Origin of the sequence: Rhizobium phaseoli (assembly GCF_003985125.1) — a bacterium.
Taxonomy (GTDB): Bacteria; Pseudomonadota; Alphaproteobacteria; order Rhizobiales; family Rhizobiaceae; genus Rhizobium; species Rhizobium phaseoli.
Genome location: NZ_ML133566.1, coordinates 268,232 through 285,068 on the forward strand (window position 1 = coordinate 268,232; position 16,837 = coordinate 285,068).

Genomic DNA, 16,837 nt, shown 5'->3' on the forward strand with positions numbered 1-16,837 from the left:
TAATTACGCGCGGAAGACGAAGCGCGAATAGCCGAAGAAGCTGAAGACCATTGCGGCGAGACTGGCGACCACCATCGCCGCAAGCGGCTGGAGCCCAGGCAGCGAAAGCAGCAGCGCCGAATAAAGCCCGTAATTGACCAGCGCCGTCGTGACGCCGACCGAGCCGTAGCGGAAGCCTTCGGCGGCGAGCGAGCGGCCGGAGCGATCGAAGGTGAAGTTCCGGTTGAAGACCCAGGTTGACGCCATTGCGAGGGCGATTGCGATGAGCCGCGCCACGAAGGGGCCGAGCGGCGTCAGAGAAAGCAGCGCCGACAGCGCACCGGCATCGACGAGAAAGCCGATGCCGCCGGCAATCGCGAAACGGATGAACTTCTTCACGCGGCATCCGCCTTGCCGCGACCGCGGCGCAACGCCGGCGCTGGCTCGCGATCAGGCAGTTTGGCTGCGCTTGGCGTCTCCAGGCTCATATAGTGGATACGCAGCTGTTCGGCGCGGGCGCGAGCGACCGAATCCAGGATGACGCCGGCCGTAAACAGCATGAAAGAGATCATCATCAGCGCCATCGACAGCACCCAGGTCGGCATGCGGCTGACCAGGCCCGTTGCGAAATATTCCGCCAGCACCGGCGTCATGAAGCCGAGGCTCGCCAGCATGAAGGCGGTGCTGATGGCGCTGAAGAAGGCGAAGGGTCGCGTTTCCTTCATCAGCATCGCGAACATCCAGAGGATCTTGCCGCCGTCGCGGAAGGTCGAAAGTTTGGAATGCGAACCTTCCGGCCGGCGGCCGTAGTCGAGCTCCAGCTCGCTGACCGGCAGCTTCAGCCGGGAGGCGTGCACCGACATTTCGGTTTCAATCTCGAAGCCGCCTGAGACAGCCGGGAAGCTCTTGACGAAGCGGCGCGAAAAGGCGCGGTAGCCGGAAAAGATATCGGTGAAATCGGGGCCGAAAATCGTCCGGTAAAGCAGGTTGAAAAGCCGGTTGCCGAGCGCATGGCCCTGACGGCCGGCATCGGCATGCACGCCGCGCCGGGTTCCCACAACCATGTCGGCGCGCTCGGTCAGAAGCGTGCGCACCAGTTCCTCGGCATCGTCGGGCGCATAAGTTCCGTCGCCGTCGGCGATAATGTAGATGTCGGCCTCGATGTCGGCGAACATCCGGCGCACGACGTGGCCCTTGCCCTGTCGCCGCTCGCGCACGACATGCGCGCCGGCAAGCATTGCCTGCAGCGCGGTCCCGTCGGTGGAATTGTTGTCGTAGACGTGAATCGCGGCGTCCGGTAGCGTCGCCCGGAACCCCCGCACGACAGAACCGATCGTCGCCGCCTCGTTATAGCAGGGAAGCAGGACGGCTATCTCAGGATTACCGCGGCGTGGTGGGGCCATGACTCTACTCGTTACACAAAAGCCGTGCCGAGCCTAAACGCCCGGCGTTAATAAGACCCTATGACGCAGGCAAAATCGGCAGTCGCAACCAATGTTTTACACTTTCTTGATCGGCGGAGGCTAAGGTTCGGCCATCCGGAAACGAGCCGCTAACCACGATGAACGCCGTGCAGCCGATCACCAACGCATCATCCCCGACAGATATCACGAGCGGCGGCGTCCGTGGCCTGCTGATGCGTCTGTGGCCGACCGTCATCGCCTATTGCGTCATTCTCGCCGCCGTCATCGTCGTCACCAGGCTCCACGGTGCTACCGATTACGTCGGCCCCGACAATGACGATGGCATGCGCCTCGTCGAGGTTCGCGATTTACTCGCCGGCCAGGGCTGGTTCGATCTGATGCAATATCGTCTTGGCCTCCATGGCGGCACGCTGATGCACTGGTCGCGGCTGATCGACCTGCCGATCGCCTCGCTGATCTGGTTCTTCGGCCTGTTTGTGCCGCGTGAGACGGCCGAGGCGCTGGCGCTCGGCATCTGGCCGGTATCGCTCATCCTGCCCGCCATGCTTGCCATGGCCGTTGCCGGCCGGCGCATCGGCGGCGTTGCCGGCATGCATATCAGTCTCGGGCTGACCGCGCTCGCCATCTATACCGGAAACCGGTTCGCGCCCGGCGCCATCGATCATCACAATGCGCAGCTGGCGCTGGTCGCGACGATGACGGCGATGCTGCTGGATCCGAAGCGTCGCGGCTGGAGCTATGCGGTTGCCGGCATTGCGGCCGCCATCGCCATTGCCATCGGCGCCGAGACGACGCCCTTCGTTGCCGCCGTCTGCCTGACGGTCGCCGTTCTCTGGGCGTGGGAGGGCAAGGATTTCGCCGTCGCCGCCCAGTCCTTCGGGCTTGCGCTGGCGATGACGATCAGCATCCTCTTCTTCGCAACGGTGCCGCCGCCGCTCTATTCGATGGTCACCTGCGACAACCTCTCGCTCGGTTACTACAGCCTGGCGGCGATCGGCGGCGGGCTTCTGCTGTTTTGCGCGGTGTTTGCGAGTGGGCTCGCCAGGCCGCTGCGCTTTGCGGCGCTTGCCCTCGTCGGCGCCGGCGTCCTCGGTTCGGCTGTCGTGATCGCGCCGCAGTGCCTGAGCGATCCGCTGGCCGGTCTCGATCCCATGCTGGTCGAACTCTGGCTGCGCAATGTTTCCGAGGCGAAGTCGATTTTCGCTCTGGCGCGCAGCGAGCCTTTCGATATCGGCGCCTTCTATGCGGCCGGTCTCTTCGGCATCGCCGTCTGCATCTTCCGCATCGTTCAGCGCGATCGCGTGCAGATTCACCTGGTTCTGCTCTTCCTTCTTGCCATCAGCTGGGCGATCGCGCTCGTCCAGGTGCGCGGCTCGACCTTCTCGAACCTCATCTCCATCCTGCCGCTTGCCCTGCTGATCATCGATATCAGGCGCATTTCCAACAGCGACAGCGAAAATATTGCGGTTGCCCTGGTCTATGTGGTGACGGTGCTTGCGGGCGTGCCCGCCGCCTGGGGCCTCGGCGGTGGGCTCATCTCGCTGCAGATGGAGAGTGAGGCGCAGAAGAAGGCGTCGGACCCTGCAAAAGAAAAGGCTTGTGCATCCAGAGAGGCGCTGGCGCCGCTTGCCGGGCTTCCCGTCGGCCTCGTCTCCGCGCCATCGGAAATGGGCGTCGCAATTCTCCGCTTCACGCAAAACCGGGTGCTTTCGGCCCCCTATCACCGCAATCAGGGCGGCATGCTGACGGAGCTGCATATCGGCATGGCCGAGCCGCAGGAGGCGGAAGCCTTTCTGAAAGGGGCAGGCGTCACGACGCTTGCCTTCTGCCCAAGTGATCCGCAGACGCGGCAGCTCGCGAAACTGAAGCCGGACGGCCTCTATGCGCAGCTCGGCAAGGGAAATATTCCGGCCTATCTGGAGCCGCTTCCGAAAGCGGCGGACGCGGCTGTGCAGTTCTTTCGCTATCGGCCGGCGGCGAACTGACGCCGGCGATCATCGTGATGGCAAGTCGTCAGTGGGAGACACGCGGCGCGCGAAAGCGTGCGCTGGCGTAGAGGCCAAGGACGAAGAGGATCAGGCCGCCATTATAGCCGAGAACGGCATAGAGGAACGCCAGAAGTGATACCGGCCCCGGCGAAGATACCGCCGCCAATGCGAAGGTTATTCCGATCAGCGCGGCGATCAACGCGATCGCGCCGGCCGAGCGGGTTTGCCCGGCGGTGATGCCCAATGCTGCGGCTGTAAGAATAATCATTTCAGCACCTTCCCGAAGAGAACGAGGGGAAGCATAGGAAGCCCCACCTAACAAAGATTTACCGGCCATCTTGGCCGAAAAGCCTTTGTATTGCGGTGGTTAGCAATCTCTTTCGTATAAAACGCGCATTATAACTATGCGTTCCGCAGCGAACCGGATTTACTGATACCGCTGTCATCACCATGCCTGCCGATCTCAGTTTCACGGCCATGCAGGCGGCACGGGAAACAGAGCCCTGGGCCGATACCGAGCTTCCCGTTTGCTGCCGATGGACATAGAAAGAAGGGATGAGCAACCTCTTCGACAGCGATTCGCCGACCAACCTTGCCGAATATTCGGTTTCGGAACTTTCCGGCTCGATCAAGCGCACCGTCGAGACGGCCTTCGACCAGGTTCGCGTGCGCGGCGAAATATCAGGCTATCGTGGGCCGCACTCCTCGGGTCATGCCTATTTCGCGCTGAAGGACGATCGCGCCCGCATCGACGCCGTCATCTGGAAGGGCACTTTCTCGCGGCTGAAATTCCGCCCTGAGGAGGGCATGGAGGTGATCGCCACCGGCAAGGTCACGACCTTTCCGGGCTCCTCGAAATATCAGATCGTCATTGAGACGCTGGAGCCGGCCGGTGCCGGCGCGCTGATGGCGCTGATCGAGGAGCGCAAGCGCAAGCTCGGCGCCGAAGGCCTGTTCGATGCCGCCCGCAAGAAGCGGCTGCCCTTCATGCCCAAGGTGATCGGCGTCGTCACCTCGCCGACCGGCGCCGTGATCCGCGACATCCTGCACCGCATCTCCGATCGTTTTCCCGTGCATGTCCTCGTCTGGCCGGTCAAGGTCCAAGGGGAGGGGGCCGGCGACGAGGTGGCGAATGCCATCCGTGGGTTCAATGCGCTGGAGCCGGGAGGTGGGATTGCCCGCCCCGACGTGCTGATCGTCGCGCGCGGCGGCGGCAGCCTGGAAGATCTCTGGAGTTTCAACGACGAAATCGTCGTGCGTGCTGCCGCCGAAAGCCGGATACCGCTGATCTCGGCCGTCGGCCACGAAACCGACTGGACTCTGATTGACTATGCCGCCGATGTCCGTGCGCCGACGCCGACCGGTGCTGCGGAAATGGCAGTGCCGGTCAAGGCGGAGCTGGAGGCGCAGGCCGCTGCTCTTGCCGCACGCCTGCAGGGCTGCATGAACCGGCAAATGGATCAGCGCCGCCAGTCCGTCCGCGCCCTGATGCGGGCATTGCCATCGCTCGATCAGCTTCTCGCTCTGCCGCGCCGGCGCTTTGACGAGGCGGCCGCCGGCCTCGGCCGCGGGCTGGCGCTCAACACCATCAACAAGCGCCGCGGCTTCGAGCGTGTTGCCTCACATCTGCGCCCAGACGTGCTTTCCAACCGCATCGCCGAGCGCCGCCAGCTTCTGAACGAGCGCATGGCGCGAGCCGAACGCACCGTCGAACGCCTGCTCGACCGCTCGAAGTCCCGCATCGACCGCGCCGAAGCCATCCTCGCCTCGCTGCCCACCCGGCTGAAGACACAGATCGATCGCGGCCGCGAACGCCTCGGTAATCTCACGCGCCATGCCGATACGGCGATCCGTCACCAGCTGACGCGCGCCCGTGCCGAGCTTTCCGCGCAGGATCGCGTGCTGCAGTCGCTTTCCTACAAGAATGTGCTGAAGCGCGGCTATGCTGTCATTCGCGACGAAGATGACCGGCCGGTCTCGCAGGCCGCGGCTCTCTCCGCCGGCATGGGGATCGCCATCGAATTCGCCGACGGCCGCGTCGGCGCGATGACGACGGAAGGCGGTTCAGCGCCTGCCAGTGCCAAGAAGCGGGGCGCAAAGCCCGCGGAGCCGACGAAACAGGGAAGCCTGTTCTAGAGCAATTCCGACAGCAGTTTCTCAGGAATTGCGTAAAAGGTTGGCGCATATCACCCGTCCTCGTCCTTCGAGGCTCCGGCCTTTGGTCTACGCACCTCAGGATGAGGGCTGGTCGTCGTGCCGCTGGCGGGTACGCGCGCGCTCCAGCCTCATCCTGGGGCGTCCTGCAGGGGCCTCTCTCCAGCCTCATCCTGAGGTGCCCCGCAGGGGCCTCGAAGGACGGGGCTGGCCACCGGCGCCGCATCCGACTTTGCCGCGCGACGGAGCGCGTTCGCAAGGCGCTCGCCGCCGTCTGACTATTCGAAATCCGCCAAGAGCTTCTTCAGCAGCCGGTCGAACGCGGCCTTGTCCTCGGTCGTCAGATTACGTGTCAGCCGGTGCTGGTTGGCGACATGGGCGCCGACCGCCTCTTCGACGGTTGCGAGCCCCTTTTCGGTCAGGGCGATCAGCACGCTGCGCCTGTCTTCGCGATTGAGGATGCGCTCGACGAAGCCTGATTTCTCCAACTGGTCGATGCGGTTCGTCATCGTGCCGGAGCTGACCATGGTCATCTCCAGAAGCTCGCCCGGCGAGAGCCGGTAAGGCGCGCCGGAGCGGCGAAGCGTGGCCAGCACGTCGAAGGCTGAGGTCGAAAGCCCGTGCTTCATGAGCACGGTTTCCACTTCGCGGCCGAGATGGGTGCCGAGGCGCTTCAGACGCCCGAGGATGCCCATCGGTTCGACGTCGAGGTCCGGGCGCTCGCGGCGCCATTGCGCCAGGATCCTGTCGACATGATCTTGCTTCTCTTCACCCATGTCACATCGATAGCAGGAGATATCTTGACGTCAAGATAAAGTGCGTTATTCTGATTTTATCTTGATGTAGAGATTCTTGATATGAAGACAAATTCGCGATATCTCACCGATGTGCTGATCACCGCCGTCGCTCCGGCCGTCTGGGGCAGCACCTATTTCGTCACGACATCCTTCCTGCCGCATGGCTATCCGCTCACATCAGCCATGCTGCGCGCCTTGCCGGCAGGCCTGCTTCTGCTGCTCATTGTCCGCAAGCTGCCGACGGGTGTTTGGTGGGGCCGCGCCTTCATGCTCGGCGCGCTGAACTTCTCGTTCTTCTGGGCGATGCTCTTCGTCTCGGCCTACCGTCTGCCAGGTGGCGTGGCCGCAACGGTCGGCGCCGTGCAGCCGCTGATCGTCATTGCCTTGTCGCGTCTTTTTCTCGGTAAGCCGATCCGCTTCCTCGCCGTCATCGCCGGCCTGATCGGCATGTCAGGCGTGGCGCTGCTGGTGCTGACGCCGAATGCGGCGCTCGATCCCGTCGGCATTGCCGCCGGTCTCGCCGGCGCAGTGTCGATGGCCTTCGGCACGGTTCTGACCCGCCACTGGCAGCCGCCGGTCTCCAGCCTGACCTTCACCTCATGGCAATTGACCGCAGGCGGCATCCTGCTCGTGCCCGTGGCCTTCCTGCTGGAGCCGGCGCTGCCTGCGCCGACACCAGCCAATATGCTCGGCATCGCCTATCTCGGCCTGATTGGCGCCGCCTTCACCTATCTGCTCTGGTTTCGCGGCCTGTCGCGCATCGAGCCTTCGGCCGCGGCATCGCTCGGCTTTCTCAGCCCCGTCGTCGCGACCCTGCTCGGCTGGCTGGCGCTCGGCCAGAGCCTGTCGCCGGCGCAGATCGCCGGCTTCGCCATGGTGCTCGCCAGCGTCTGGCTCAGTCAGCGGACGATGATGCCGGTCAGGCCCACTCGCCCTGCCGCATCACCGGAACCCGCGAGCCATCCGGCGTGATGCCGTCGATATCGACCTTGTCCGAGCCGATCATCCAGTCGATATGGATGAGGCTGGAATTGCCGCCCTGCGCCTTGATCTGCTCCAGGCTCAAATTCGCCCCGTCGAGGAAGCACTTGGAATAGCACTGGCCGAGTGCGATGTGGCACGACGCGTTTTCGTCGAACAGCGTATTGTAGAACAGGATGCCGCTCGCCGAGATCGGCGATGAATGCGGCACCAGCGCCACTTCGCCGAGGCGGCGCGCGCCTTCGTCGGTATCGAGCACCTTGTTCAGCACTGCTTCGCCGCGTGACGCCTTGGCCTCGACGATGCGCCCGCCCTCGAAGCGCACCTGGATATTGTCGATCAGCGTGCCCTGGTGCGACAGCGGCTTGGTGCTGGAAACATGGCCTTCGACGCGCAGCGCATGCGGCGTGGTGAACACCTCCTCGGTCGGAATGTTCGGATTGCAGGTAATGCCGTTCTTGGCGGTGGAGGCGCCGCCATGCCATTCGTGCCCGTCGGCAAGACCGACCGTCAGATCGGTGCCAGGTCCCTTGAAATGCAGCGAGGCGAAACGCTCGCCGTTCAGCCAGGCGGAGCGTTTGGCGAGATTGGCATTGTGTTCGGCCCAGGCGGCGACGGGATCGTCGAGATCGACGCGCGAGGCGGCAAAGATCGCTTTGGCGAGCTTGGCGATCGCAATCGGCTCCGGATCGTCGGGGAAGACCACCTTGGCCCAGGACGGGTTGGGATAGGAAACGATGTTCCAGTTGATGTCGAAATTGGCGATCTTCTCCAGCGCCGGCTTGTAGGCAGTGGAGGTGGCGCGATTGGCGCGGCCGACCTTGCCGGCATCTTGCTCGGACAGCAGCAAAGGATTGTCGCCGGCAACCGCAAGACGGGCCGCCCCGTTGGCATAGGCCTTGGCCATGCCCTCATAGAGCCAGTCGGAGGCGCGGTCGAAACTCTCGTCGCTGCCGTATTGATAACGCGCCAGTGTCGTTTCCTCGTCCGAATAAAAAGCGCTCACCAGTCCGGCGCCGGCCAGATAGGCGTGCTTGGTGATCAGGCGCACGAGCGGCAGCGCCACGACCGGCGCGGTGATCACCAGGTCCTGGCCCTTTTGCAGCCGAAGGCCAACCTTGACGGCGACTTCCGCAAGCTTCTCCAGCTTGACGGGATCAACGGTGTTCTGGCTCTGGGGCATGAAAGTCATTGGTTCAACCTGCCTTCTGTGATCGACGGTGGAGGCTGGCAGACTTAGACCCGTTTGCGGCGAAAATGAAGCACCCGCCACCGAATGATGCGGCCGGACTCAAGCCCGGCCGCATGCGAGGGGGAGGCTCTTCAGGCAGCCACGGATGGCCTGAGCAGGATGGAGTTATGGGTCTTGAGGAACTGCATCAGCCGCTGCGGATAATCCTCGCCGACGGCGCTTTTGACGCTTGCACGCTCCGCCAGCGCCTTGCGCCAGCGCCCTACGCGCTCCAGCCCGTCAAATATGCCGCTGTCGCCGAGCGTGTCGAAAAGATCGAAATAGCGGAAGACCGGCGCGAAGACAGCATCGACAAGGCTGAAGCTGCTGCCGGAAAAATAGGGTCCGTCCGCCAGCGCGCCTTCGATCGTCGTGAATTTGGCAATGAGGGCCGCGCGCTTGACGTCGAGCTGGAGCCCGTCCTCCGCCGTTTCATAGCCCCAGAGATCGGAAAGCACGGACGAGCCGAATTCCATCCATCCGCGGTGGCGCGCGCGGGTCAGCGGATCGGCGGGATGCAGGCCGGCGCCCGGCTGCGTTTCCTCCAGATACTCGCAGATGACGCTGCTTTCGAACAATACGGTCTCGCTGCCGTCCGCTTGCTCGATGCGCAGCAACGGCACCTTGCCGAGCGGCGAGATTTCCAGGAACCAGTCCGGCTTGTTGGCAAGGTCGATGTTGATGCGCTCGAAAGGCACGTTCTTTTCGAACAGTGCGATCGCGGCGCGCTGCACATAGGGGCAGAGGTGATGACTGATCAATGTCAGCTTGCTCATGGTTGTCTCCTGGCGCTGAAACGCGGTTCAAAAACAATTGGTGACGAAAGTAGATGCAGATGCATATAATAGCTCTTGCGCCGATGTTCAAGTTAAATGTAATTGCATCTATGCCTGAGAAGCCCCCGACCCCGAGCAACGCCGTCACCGGCGCATGGATCCACATCATGCGCGCCCGCGACCGTCTGCTCGCCGCGATCGAAAGCGATTTCAAGGCGGCAAAAATGCCGCCGCTGTCCTGGTATGACGTGCTTTGGGAACTGGCGAGGTCAGAGGACAAGCGGCTGCGTCCTTATGAGATCGAAGAGCGGACGCTGCTCGCACAGTATAATCTTTCCCGCCTCGTCGACCGGTTGGAAAGGGAGGGCCTGGTCCGCCGCGAGACCTTCGGCGAGGATGCACGCGGCCGCTGGGTTGTCATCACCGACGCCGGGCTGCAGCTGCGCGAGCGCATGTGGACGGTCTATGACAAATCCATCGAGGCGAATATCGGCTGCAGGCTCAGCGAAAACGAGGCAAACAGCATCTCGGCCTTGCTCGCGCGTTTCCTGTGATCAGGCGATCAATGGCGCGGGGACGGCCTTCAACACCGCCAGCGCATCCTTCGGGGCGAGCCGCACCTGCAGCCCGCGCTGGCCGCCATTGAGATAGACGAGCGGCTCGGCAAGGGCAGCCTCCTCGATCGCCGTCGGCACCGTCTTCTTCTGGCCGAAGGGGCTGATGCCGCCGACATGATAGCCTGTCAGCCGCTCGGCATCGGCGGGCTTCATCATATTGGCCGACTTGCCGCCAAAGGCGCTGGCGAGTTTCTTCATGCTGACTTCGCGATCCGACGGCACGACGACGCAGACCGGCTTGCCATCCACCTCCGCCATCAGCGTTTTCAGCACCCGGTGCGGTGCTTCGCCGAGCGCTTCGGCCGCCTGCAGCCCGACGCGCTCGGCGCCGGGGTCATAATCATAGGTGTGGATGGTGAAGGCGATGCCGGCCTGGGAAAGAACTTGTGTCGCGCGCGTGGTCTTGGACATCGGGCACCCGTCAGCCGTCGACTGTGCCGGCATAAATTTCCGGTTTGAAGCCGATCAGCAGCTTGCCGCCAGCCTCCAGAACCGGCCGCTTGATCATCGACGGCTGCTCGAGCATCAGCGTGATCGCCCTCTCCCGGGTCAGATTCTCACGCTCGGCATCGGGCAGTTTGCGGAATGTCGTGCCGGCGCGGTTGAGCACGGTGTCGAGGCCGGCCTGGTCGATCCAGGCTTCGAGATGGGCGCGGTCGATGCCGAGCGCCTTGTAGTCGTGAAATTGATAGGCGACCTCGTGTTCTTCCAACCAGCTGCGGGCCTTCTTCATCGTGTCGCAGTTCTTGATGCCATAAATGGTGACGGCCATGACCGATCGATCTCCCTATGATGCCAACGGGATAGCATGTGCGACGGCAAGCGCAAACGCCGAGCGGCATTTATCCCCGGCAGCACCTGCTCAACTCTCCAGTGTGCCGGCCTTGCGCTCGGCCTTGCTGGGCTTGGCGCCGACGATCTTCATCAGGTCGCCGCGCCGGCGCACCAGCCGATCCGAGGTCCGGGTCAGGACCAGTCCATCCTGCGGCGCATGCAGGTCGATGCTGCCATCAGGCTGCCCCGGCCGGGTGACGACCGTCGCCAGAAGCTCGCCTTCCGCAACCCTGTCGCCGATCGTGCGATGAAAGAGCACGGCGCCGCCTTCGGGAGCACGGATGATCTCGACATTGTCGAGCGGCACGGCCGGACCGGCAAAGGCGGCCGTCGTCACCGCTTCGTCCCTGACAATCCCGCGCGCCGCGAGGAAACGCCAGAGCCCCTCCGCATCCTGCTTTGCCAGCATCGGATCGACGTCGCGCTTGCCGCGCAGCTCGACCGTGACCGAGAGTTTGCCGGGCAGGCGGGATTGCCGCTCGCCGGGAATTTCATATTTCCATGCGAAACCGACGGCCTCCTCGAAGGCAGAGCTTTCGCCGTCCGAAAGCAGCACGGCCTGCATGTCGAGCGCAGCGGCAAGATCGGCCGCCTCCGGCCAGAAGGCCTCGTCGATATAGGCATATTGCAGAGATTCGTCGTCGCAATGCAGGTCGAGCACGAGATCGGCGCCGAGCGCCATATGCAGGAGCTGCCGCTTCAGCCTGTCGGTAGCCGGATAATCATCGAGGTCGTCGATCAACATCATCCGGTCGGCGATGGAGATCAGCGGGAAATCCCGGTTGAAATTGGTGCGGGAGCCGAGATCGAAACGGCCCTGCAAGTCACCGAAGTGCGATTGTGCTGCGCCGATCGGGTTGGCCTGCGGCACGATGGTGACGTCGCCCAGTATTCCACCCTGGTCTTCCGCCTGCCTCAGCCGTTCGCAGAGGAAATGCAGGAGCGCCGTTCCCGGGAGTTCGCCGGCATGAAGGGCCGCCTGGATATAAATATTCGGCGCCTTCGGATCGCGACCGGCAAAGCGCAGCACGGGCAGCCGCCACTGCGTTCCCGGTGTATCGCCCGGGATGATGATCTCTGAAACGTCCATGCTGTCTTCGCTCCGCATTTGCCGTCCGAATGGTTTTCCAGCTTTATGCGCGGATAGCCGGCAAGCGCAAGCCTCATCGGGACGGCACTCTCAGCAGTGGAATGGCCAGTGATCGATGTTGTGCTACTCGGTTTTTCCGGGAACGGTGTCGCCGCTCCGGCTTGCACCCAAACGCCCACGCCGATTTGGCCATACTCGAAATCGAAGGAAATCTGGTTGATGGCAAACCTCGTCGTTCCGCTAGGATAGATGCGCCGGTCAGGTAGAGCGTGCAGAACAAAAAAAGAACGCGATACGCAAGAATCGGGTTGAAACAGCGGCCGTCCCGTACGATTTTGGGGGCAATCGAAAACGCGGAGGCTGTGGCATGGCCCAGACGATCCATCACTATTGCATCTTCGAAACCGCAGGCGGTTTCTGCGGCATCGCCTGGAGCGATGCCGGCATCGTCCGTTTCCAGCTGCCGACGAAAACCGCAGAGGCGACCGAGCGGCTCTTGCTGCGCCGTCTGCCCGATGGCGAGCCCGGTGTGGCGACGCCCGATGTGCTCGAGACCGTGGCGGCGGTGAAGCGCTACTTCCAGGGTGAGGAGACGGATTTCTCAGGCGTCGAACTCGATCTTGCCGGCCAGAATGGCTTCTCCAGGGAGATTTATGCAGCGGCAAGGCGTGTCGGCTGGGGCCACACGACCACCTATGGCGCGCTGGCGAAAGAGCTTGGCGCCGGGCCGGAAGCGGCCCGCGACGTCGGCCAGGCAATGGCGAAGAACCCCGTCGCGCTGATCATTCCCTGCCACCGGGTGCTGGCGGCCGGCGGCAAGATCGGCGGCTTCTCCGCGCCCGGCGGTTCGTCGTCGAAGACCCGCATGCTGGAACTCGAAGGCGTCAACCTCGCCCCGCCGCCGCCCGCCCAGCAGTCGCTGGGATTTTAAGCGGCGAGGACAGCTCAGCCGGGATATCGGTTGCTCAATGCGGACTGGCCGTCGGCCGGATGATGATCTCGCTGACATCGACATCCTCAGGCTGGCTGACGGCATAGAGGATCGAATGGGCGACGGCCTCGGGGCTGATCGTCACCGCCCTGAAAGCCGTCATGGCCTCGCGCGCGGTCGGGTCGGTGATCGTGTCGGCCAGTTCCGATGTCGTCGTGCCGGGCGAGATGACGGTGACGCGGATGCGATCGGTCTCCTGCCGCAGCCCGTCGGAGATCGCGCGGACGGCGAATTTCGTCGCGCAATAGACGGCTGCGGTCGGCGAGACGCTGTGACCGCCGATCGACGACAGGTTGATGATCTGCCCGGATCCCTGCGCCTTCATGATCGGCAGGGCTGCCGCGATGCCGTAGAGCACACCCTTGATGTTGACATCGACCATCCGGTCCCACTCCTCGACCTTGAGGGCCGCGAGCGGCGAGAGCGGCATGACGCCGGCATTGTTGACGATGACGTCGAGCCGGCCGAATTCCAATCTGGCAAAACCGGCGAAGGCCTCGACCTCGGAACGGTCGGTGACGTCAAGCTTCCGCAGACGCACCGTTCCGCCCCTGGCTTCGATTTCGCCGGCGAGCCTCTCCAGGCGCTCGGTACGTCGCGCGCTGATCACGATGTGGGCGCCGGCCGCAGCCAGCACCTTTGCCGCAGCTTCGCCGATGCCGCTGCTGGCGCCGGTGATGGCAATGACTTTTCCTTCGATATTGGACATTTCAGACTCCGTCTGTCTGTTGAGTGTTTCTGGGGCGCGGCTCAGTCGGGGAAATCGGCGCTAAGCGTTATCTCCGCCCAGGCGTCGAAATTTGCCCGCAGCGCGTCGAGCCGTCCGCGCGCGATCTTCAGGGCGGGCGCGCCGAGCAGCAGGCGCAAGGGCGGCTCCTCCGCCTCGAATGCCGAGATGATGGCAGCGGCGGCGCGCGCGGGATCGCCCGGCTGCCTGCCGGAGACCGAACGGGTGGCCTGGCGCCGCTTGCCCGACGTTTCGGCATAGTCATCGATAACAGTCTTGGATTCGATCATCGACCGGCCGGCCCAGTCGGTACGGAAGGCACCGGGTTCGAGAATCGTCACCTTGATGCCGAGCGGATTGACCTCATGGAACAGCGATTCCGACAGGGCTTCGACCGCAAACTTCGTGGCGTGGTAGTAGCCGGTGGCGGCGAAGGCGACGAGCCCGCCGAGCGACGAGACGTTGAAGATATGCCCCCGCCGGCGTGAGCGCATGCCAGGCAGGACATGCTTGGTGACGTCTATCAAGCCAAAGACGTTGGTCTCGAACTGGGCACGGATTTCAGCGTCGAGGCCCTCCTCGATCGCCGAGAGATAGCCGTAGCCGGCATTGTTGACGAGGACATCGATCGCCCCGAAATGCCGTTCGGCCTCTCGGACCGCGCTGGCGATGGAGCGGCCGTCCGTCACGTCGAGGAAAAGGGCAAGTGCGCGATCCCCGTGCTGTGCTGCGAGTTCACGCAGGGTCTCGGGCTTACGCGCGGTCACGACGGCGCGCCAACCACGCGCCAGAACGGCTTCGGCGAGCGCCCGGCCGAGGCCGGACGATGCGCCGGTGATGAACCAGATGGGTGTGGTGGAAGACATGATCCTCATCCTTTCCGGCCGGATACGGCCCTATTGAGCGAGCTTGTCATTTGCGGCGAAGCACCATGCCGCCGTGATGGAGGGTGTTGGCGTCGACGAAATCGCCATCGGCCGTGAAGCCGGTATCGTCCCAGTATTCGATGTGGCTGCTGGTGACCTCGTAACGGCCTTGATAGGCGCTCTCCCGGTTGCCGCGGGCCTCGTCATAACGGCCGTTGGGCAGAAGTTCGTGGCGGACGCGGCCGTCATCCGTCACCCACATGCCGACATAGGGATGGTCCTGCATTCGTGTTCTCGCTTGTTTGTTGACGCTTCGCTGACGGGACTGAACATAATGCGGTCGGCGATGGCGATTAAGTTGCCAATCTCAGATGCCTTGGTTAGAAATATTAACCAATGGTCGACGATCTCGAAGGCATTTCGGTTTTTCTTGCCGTGGCGGAAGCGCGTAACTTCCGGCTCGCGGGCGAGCGGCTTGGCGTCACCCGCTCCGCCGTCAGCCAGGCGCTGCAGCGTCTGGAGGATCGTCTTGGCGTCGCGCTCGTCCAGCGCACGACGCGCAGCGTCAGCCTGACCGAAGCCGGCGAAGTGTTCTTCGCGGCGGTTCGTCCATCGGTCCGGCAGGTCAGGGATGCGATGCAGACGGTGCGGGACATGCAGGCGCGCCCAAGCGGCCTGCTGAGGATCACGGTGTCCTCGATTGCCGAAAGTTTCCTGTCCGGCACCTTGCTGGCCGGCTTCATGCAGGCTTGTCCCGAGATCAAACTGGATATCACCGTCACAGACGACGAATTCGATATCGTCGAAACCGGTTTCGATGCCGCGGTCCGTCTGGGCGAAGTGATCGAGCAGGATATGATTGCGGTCCCGGTCTCAGAGCCGCAGCGGCAATGCGCGGCCGCGTCCCCCGCCTATCTCGAGCGCCACGGCGGTCCTCGTTATCCAGGCGAACTCCGGGACCATGCCTGCATCGGCTGGCGGCCTCGCCCGGACACGGCGCCCTATCGCTGGGAATTCACCGAAAACAATCGCGATTTCGACGTCGCCGTCGACCCTGCCGTGACAACGAACGATATGGGAATGATGATCCGCCTGGCCTGTGCCGGAGCCGGGATCACTTTCGGCATGGTGGAAACCTTCCAGAGCTATTTCGATCGCGGAGAGCTCGTGCCGCTGCTGGAAGATTTCTGCCCGCCCTTTCCTGGCTTTTATCTCTACTATCCCAGGCGCGAGCGGCAACCGCTGAAGCTGCGGGCGCTGGTTGAGCATATCAAGAGGTCCGGCAAGCGGTAGCGATCCATCGCCACGGCGGATCTTCACCAAGCAAATTCGGCGGTTGCCAACTGGTCGCTGCGCCCCGCTAAGATTGCCCCTGTCACGCGCTTTTGCTAATTCCGGTTCCTGAGAGAGCGGAAGCGGCCAGCGGCGGCCCGTATTTAGGTGCGCGTAATCCCTTCCGCTCCCAATGGCTTATGCTGCCGGAGACCATATGCTGGACGACGTCTTTCGCATTCCAACCAGGGCCCTGATCCGCCAGGGTGGGCGGGCCTGCTTTTTTCGTCTCGTCAATACGAGCCCCCTGTTGATCCAGGTGCAGTCGGGAACGAAGATCGTCATGGCGGATGACAAGGCTTTGCGTCTTGAGGCCGGCGCTTATGCCCTGCTGCCCGACTATCGACCGTTGACGATGGAGAACATTCCAAAGGCGCCGCAGAAGTATCAGACCCTGGCGCTTCCTGTTCCAAGACAGCTCTTCGAGGATGCCTATATCGCCATGGGCTCGATCGCCGTCCCCTCGCGGCCGCTCCCGGCAAGCGCCTCGAACCTGCCGGAGGAAGCGGCGGCATTGTTTGACTATTGCTGCCAGCCCGGCAACCTGACGAGGCTTCCCGGCGCCATTGCCAAGGCCCGTTTGATGGAGCTGATCACCTGGTTCGCACTCTGCGGCGCGGTGCTGGGCCAATGCCAAAGTCCTCGGCTCGAGGACCGGCTGAGGCAGATGATTGAAGGTGATACGGCCTACGATTGGACGCTGGGGCACGCGGCCCGCGCCTTCAACATGAGCGAAGCGACGCTCAGGCGTAAGCTCGCCGCCGAAAACACAGGTTTCAGCGAGATCTTGAGCGATACAAGGATGAATCGCGCTCTCGCCCTCATTCAAACCACAACCCTGCCGATGGCGCAGGTCGCGCTCGAAGTCGGCTATGATTCGCCGTCGCAATTTTCGGCGCGGTTCAAAGAACGGTTCGGCGTCAATCCGCGCCACGTGCGCAGCGGCTCCGAGCACTTTGAGCGGATCGGGGCAGAAGTTGAGCATAGCGGGGCAGATGCGCTGCCGTGATGACGGTAGTTTTCCCGCATCATCAACCGCAGGAAAACAAC

Annotated in this window: 18 protein-coding genes and 1 pseudogene; 7 read left to right on the forward strand and 12 right to left on the reverse strand. The window is 63.3% G+C overall.

Going from position 1 to position 16,837, the window contains the following annotated elements; all coding sequences use genetic code 11:
- Window positions 1-3: 3 nt before the first annotated feature.
- Together EFD56_RS04450 and EFD56_RS04455 are read right to left on the reverse strand one after the other, a co-directional pair.
- Entirely contained in the window at window positions 4-378 is a 375-nt protein-coding gene (locus tag EFD56_RS04450) for a GtrA family protein (RefSeq protein ID WP_126904775.1), read from the reverse strand.
- The gene (locus EFD56_RS04455) at window positions 375-1,382 is read right to left on the reverse strand and encodes a glycosyltransferase (RefSeq protein ID WP_126904776.1); all 1,008 of its coding nucleotides are present in this window, start codon (window positions 1,380-1,382) and stop codon (window positions 375-377) included. Before EFD56_RS04455 ends, EFD56_RS04450 begins: the two co-directional genes overlap by 4 nt.
- 158 nt (window positions 1,383-1,540) lie before the next feature.
- On the opposite strand from EFD56_RS04455, the gene EFD56_RS04460 reads away from it, so the two are divergent.
- Complete coding sequence (locus tag EFD56_RS04460; RefSeq protein WP_126904777.1) at window positions 1,541-3,388, forward strand: hypothetical protein; 1,848 nt, start codon at window positions 1,541-1,543, stop codon at window positions 3,386-3,388.
- A gap of 28 nt (window positions 3,389-3,416) precedes the next feature.
- Here EFD56_RS04460 and EFD56_RS04465 read toward each other — a convergent pair whose 3' ends face one another.
- Window positions 3,417-3,659, reverse strand: a complete 243-nt coding sequence (locus EFD56_RS04465) for a hypothetical protein (protein WP_037115251.1) — start codon at window positions 3,657-3,659, stop codon at window positions 3,417-3,419.
- A gap of 287 nt (window positions 3,660-3,946) precedes the next feature.
- Here EFD56_RS04465 and xseA point away from each other — a divergent pair, with 287 nt between their 5' ends.
- Entirely contained in the window at window positions 3,947-5,527 is a 1,581-nt protein-coding gene (gene xseA / locus EFD56_RS04470; protein ID WP_126904778.1) for an exodeoxyribonuclease VII large subunit, read from the forward strand.
- Window positions 5,528-5,823: 296 nt separating this feature from the next.
- Here the strand turns inward: xseA and EFD56_RS04475 are convergent, their stop codons facing one another.
- A complete protein-coding gene (locus EFD56_RS04475) occupies window positions 5,824-6,321 on the reverse strand; it encodes a MarR family winged helix-turn-helix transcriptional regulator (RefSeq protein ID WP_126904779.1) in 498 nt (165 codons plus the stop codon).
- Window positions 6,322-6,402: 81 nt separating this feature from the next.
- Between EFD56_RS04475 and EFD56_RS04480 the strand changes: the two genes are divergently transcribed.
- Window positions 6,403-7,314, forward strand: coding sequence for an EamA family transporter (locus tag EFD56_RS04480; protein WP_126904780.1), 912 nt, complete (start codon window positions 6,403-6,405; stop codon window positions 7,312-7,314).
- Here EFD56_RS04480 and EFD56_RS04485 read toward each other — a convergent pair.
- Both EFD56_RS04485 and EFD56_RS04490 read right to left on the reverse strand, forming a co-directional pair.
- Window positions 7,262-8,515, reverse strand: a complete 1,254-nt coding sequence (locus EFD56_RS04485; RefSeq protein ID WP_085741580.1) for an aminopeptidase — start codon at window positions 8,513-8,515, stop codon at window positions 7,262-7,264. The two genes, EFD56_RS04480 and EFD56_RS04485, sit on opposite strands and share 53 nt — an antisense overlap.
- A 131-nt stretch (window positions 8,516-8,646) precedes the next feature.
- The gene (locus EFD56_RS04490; protein WP_126904781.1) at window positions 8,647-9,330 is read right to left on the reverse strand and encodes a glutathione S-transferase family protein; all 684 of its coding nucleotides are present in this window, start codon (window positions 9,328-9,330) and stop codon (window positions 8,647-8,649) included.
- A gap of 110 nt (window positions 9,331-9,440) precedes the next feature.
- Here EFD56_RS04490 and EFD56_RS04495 point away from each other — a divergent pair, with 110 nt between their 5' ends.
- Window positions 9,441-9,884, forward strand: coding sequence for a MarR family winged helix-turn-helix transcriptional regulator (locus tag EFD56_RS04495; RefSeq protein WP_126904782.1), 444 nt, complete (start codon window positions 9,441-9,443; stop codon window positions 9,882-9,884).
- On the opposite strand, the gene ybaK is transcribed toward EFD56_RS04495, so the two are convergent.
- The 3 genes from ybaK to EFD56_RS04510 all read right to left on the reverse strand — a co-directional run bounded on the left by ybaK (window position 9,885) and on the right by EFD56_RS04510 (window position 11,871).
- Window positions 9,885-10,358 carry a Cys-tRNA(Pro) deacylase gene (gene ybaK / locus EFD56_RS04500; RefSeq protein ID WP_085741583.1) on the reverse strand — a complete coding sequence of 158 codons (474 nt, stop codon included), beginning with the start codon at window positions 10,356-10,358 and terminating at the stop codon, window positions 9,885-9,887.
- Between the two features lie 10 nt (window positions 10,359-10,368).
- Window positions 10,369-10,719: an ArsC family reductase gene (locus tag EFD56_RS04505; RefSeq protein ID WP_126904783.1), complete on the reverse strand. Its 351-nt coding sequence runs from the start codon at window positions 10,717-10,719 to the stop codon at window positions 10,369-10,371.
- A 90-nt stretch (window positions 10,720-10,809) separates the two neighbouring features.
- Window positions 10,810-11,871 (reverse strand): M14 family metallopeptidase, encoded by a 1,062-nt coding sequence (locus EFD56_RS04510; protein WP_126904784.1) that lies wholly within the window; start codon window positions 11,869-11,871, stop codon window positions 10,810-10,812.
- 367 nt (window positions 11,872-12,238) lie between these two features.
- Here EFD56_RS04510 and EFD56_RS04515 point away from each other — a divergent pair, with 367 nt between their 5' ends.
- Complete coding sequence (locus EFD56_RS04515; RefSeq protein ID WP_126904785.1) at window positions 12,239-12,802, forward strand: methylated-DNA--[protein]-cysteine S-methyltransferase; 564 nt, start codon at window positions 12,239-12,241, stop codon at window positions 12,800-12,802.
- Between the two features lie 34 nt (window positions 12,803-12,836).
- Here EFD56_RS04515 and EFD56_RS04520 read toward each other — a convergent pair whose 3' ends face one another.
- From EFD56_RS04520 to EFD56_RS04530, 3 genes and pseudogenes are all read right to left on the reverse strand, one after another.
- Complete coding sequence (locus EFD56_RS04520) at window positions 12,837-13,571, reverse strand: SDR family oxidoreductase (protein WP_126904786.1); 735 nt, start codon at window positions 13,569-13,571, stop codon at window positions 12,837-12,839.
- A 41-nt stretch (window positions 13,572-13,612) separates the two neighbouring features.
- Window positions 13,613-14,464 (reverse strand): oxidoreductase, encoded by an 852-nt coding sequence (locus tag EFD56_RS04525; RefSeq protein WP_184332053.1) that lies wholly within the window; start codon window positions 14,462-14,464, stop codon window positions 13,613-13,615.
- A gap of 37 nt (window positions 14,465-14,501) precedes the next feature.
- Window positions 14,502-14,769: pseudogene (locus tag EFD56_RS04530) on the reverse strand (Atu4866 domain-containing protein); the annotation flags it as partial.
- A gap of 82 nt (window positions 14,770-14,851) precedes the next feature.
- On the opposite strand from EFD56_RS04530, the gene EFD56_RS04535 reads away from it, so the two are divergent.
- Window positions 14,852-15,748, forward strand: coding sequence for a LysR family transcriptional regulator (locus EFD56_RS04535; RefSeq protein ID WP_126904789.1), 897 nt, complete (start codon window positions 14,852-14,854; stop codon window positions 15,746-15,748).
- Window positions 15,749-15,944: 196 nt separating this feature from the next.
- On the forward strand, window positions 15,945-16,796 hold the full coding sequence (locus EFD56_RS04540; RefSeq protein WP_126904790.1) for a helix-turn-helix domain-containing protein: 852 nt from the start codon (window positions 15,945-15,947) through the stop codon (window positions 16,794-16,796).
- The last annotated feature ends 41 nt before the right edge of the window (window positions 16,797-16,837 follow it).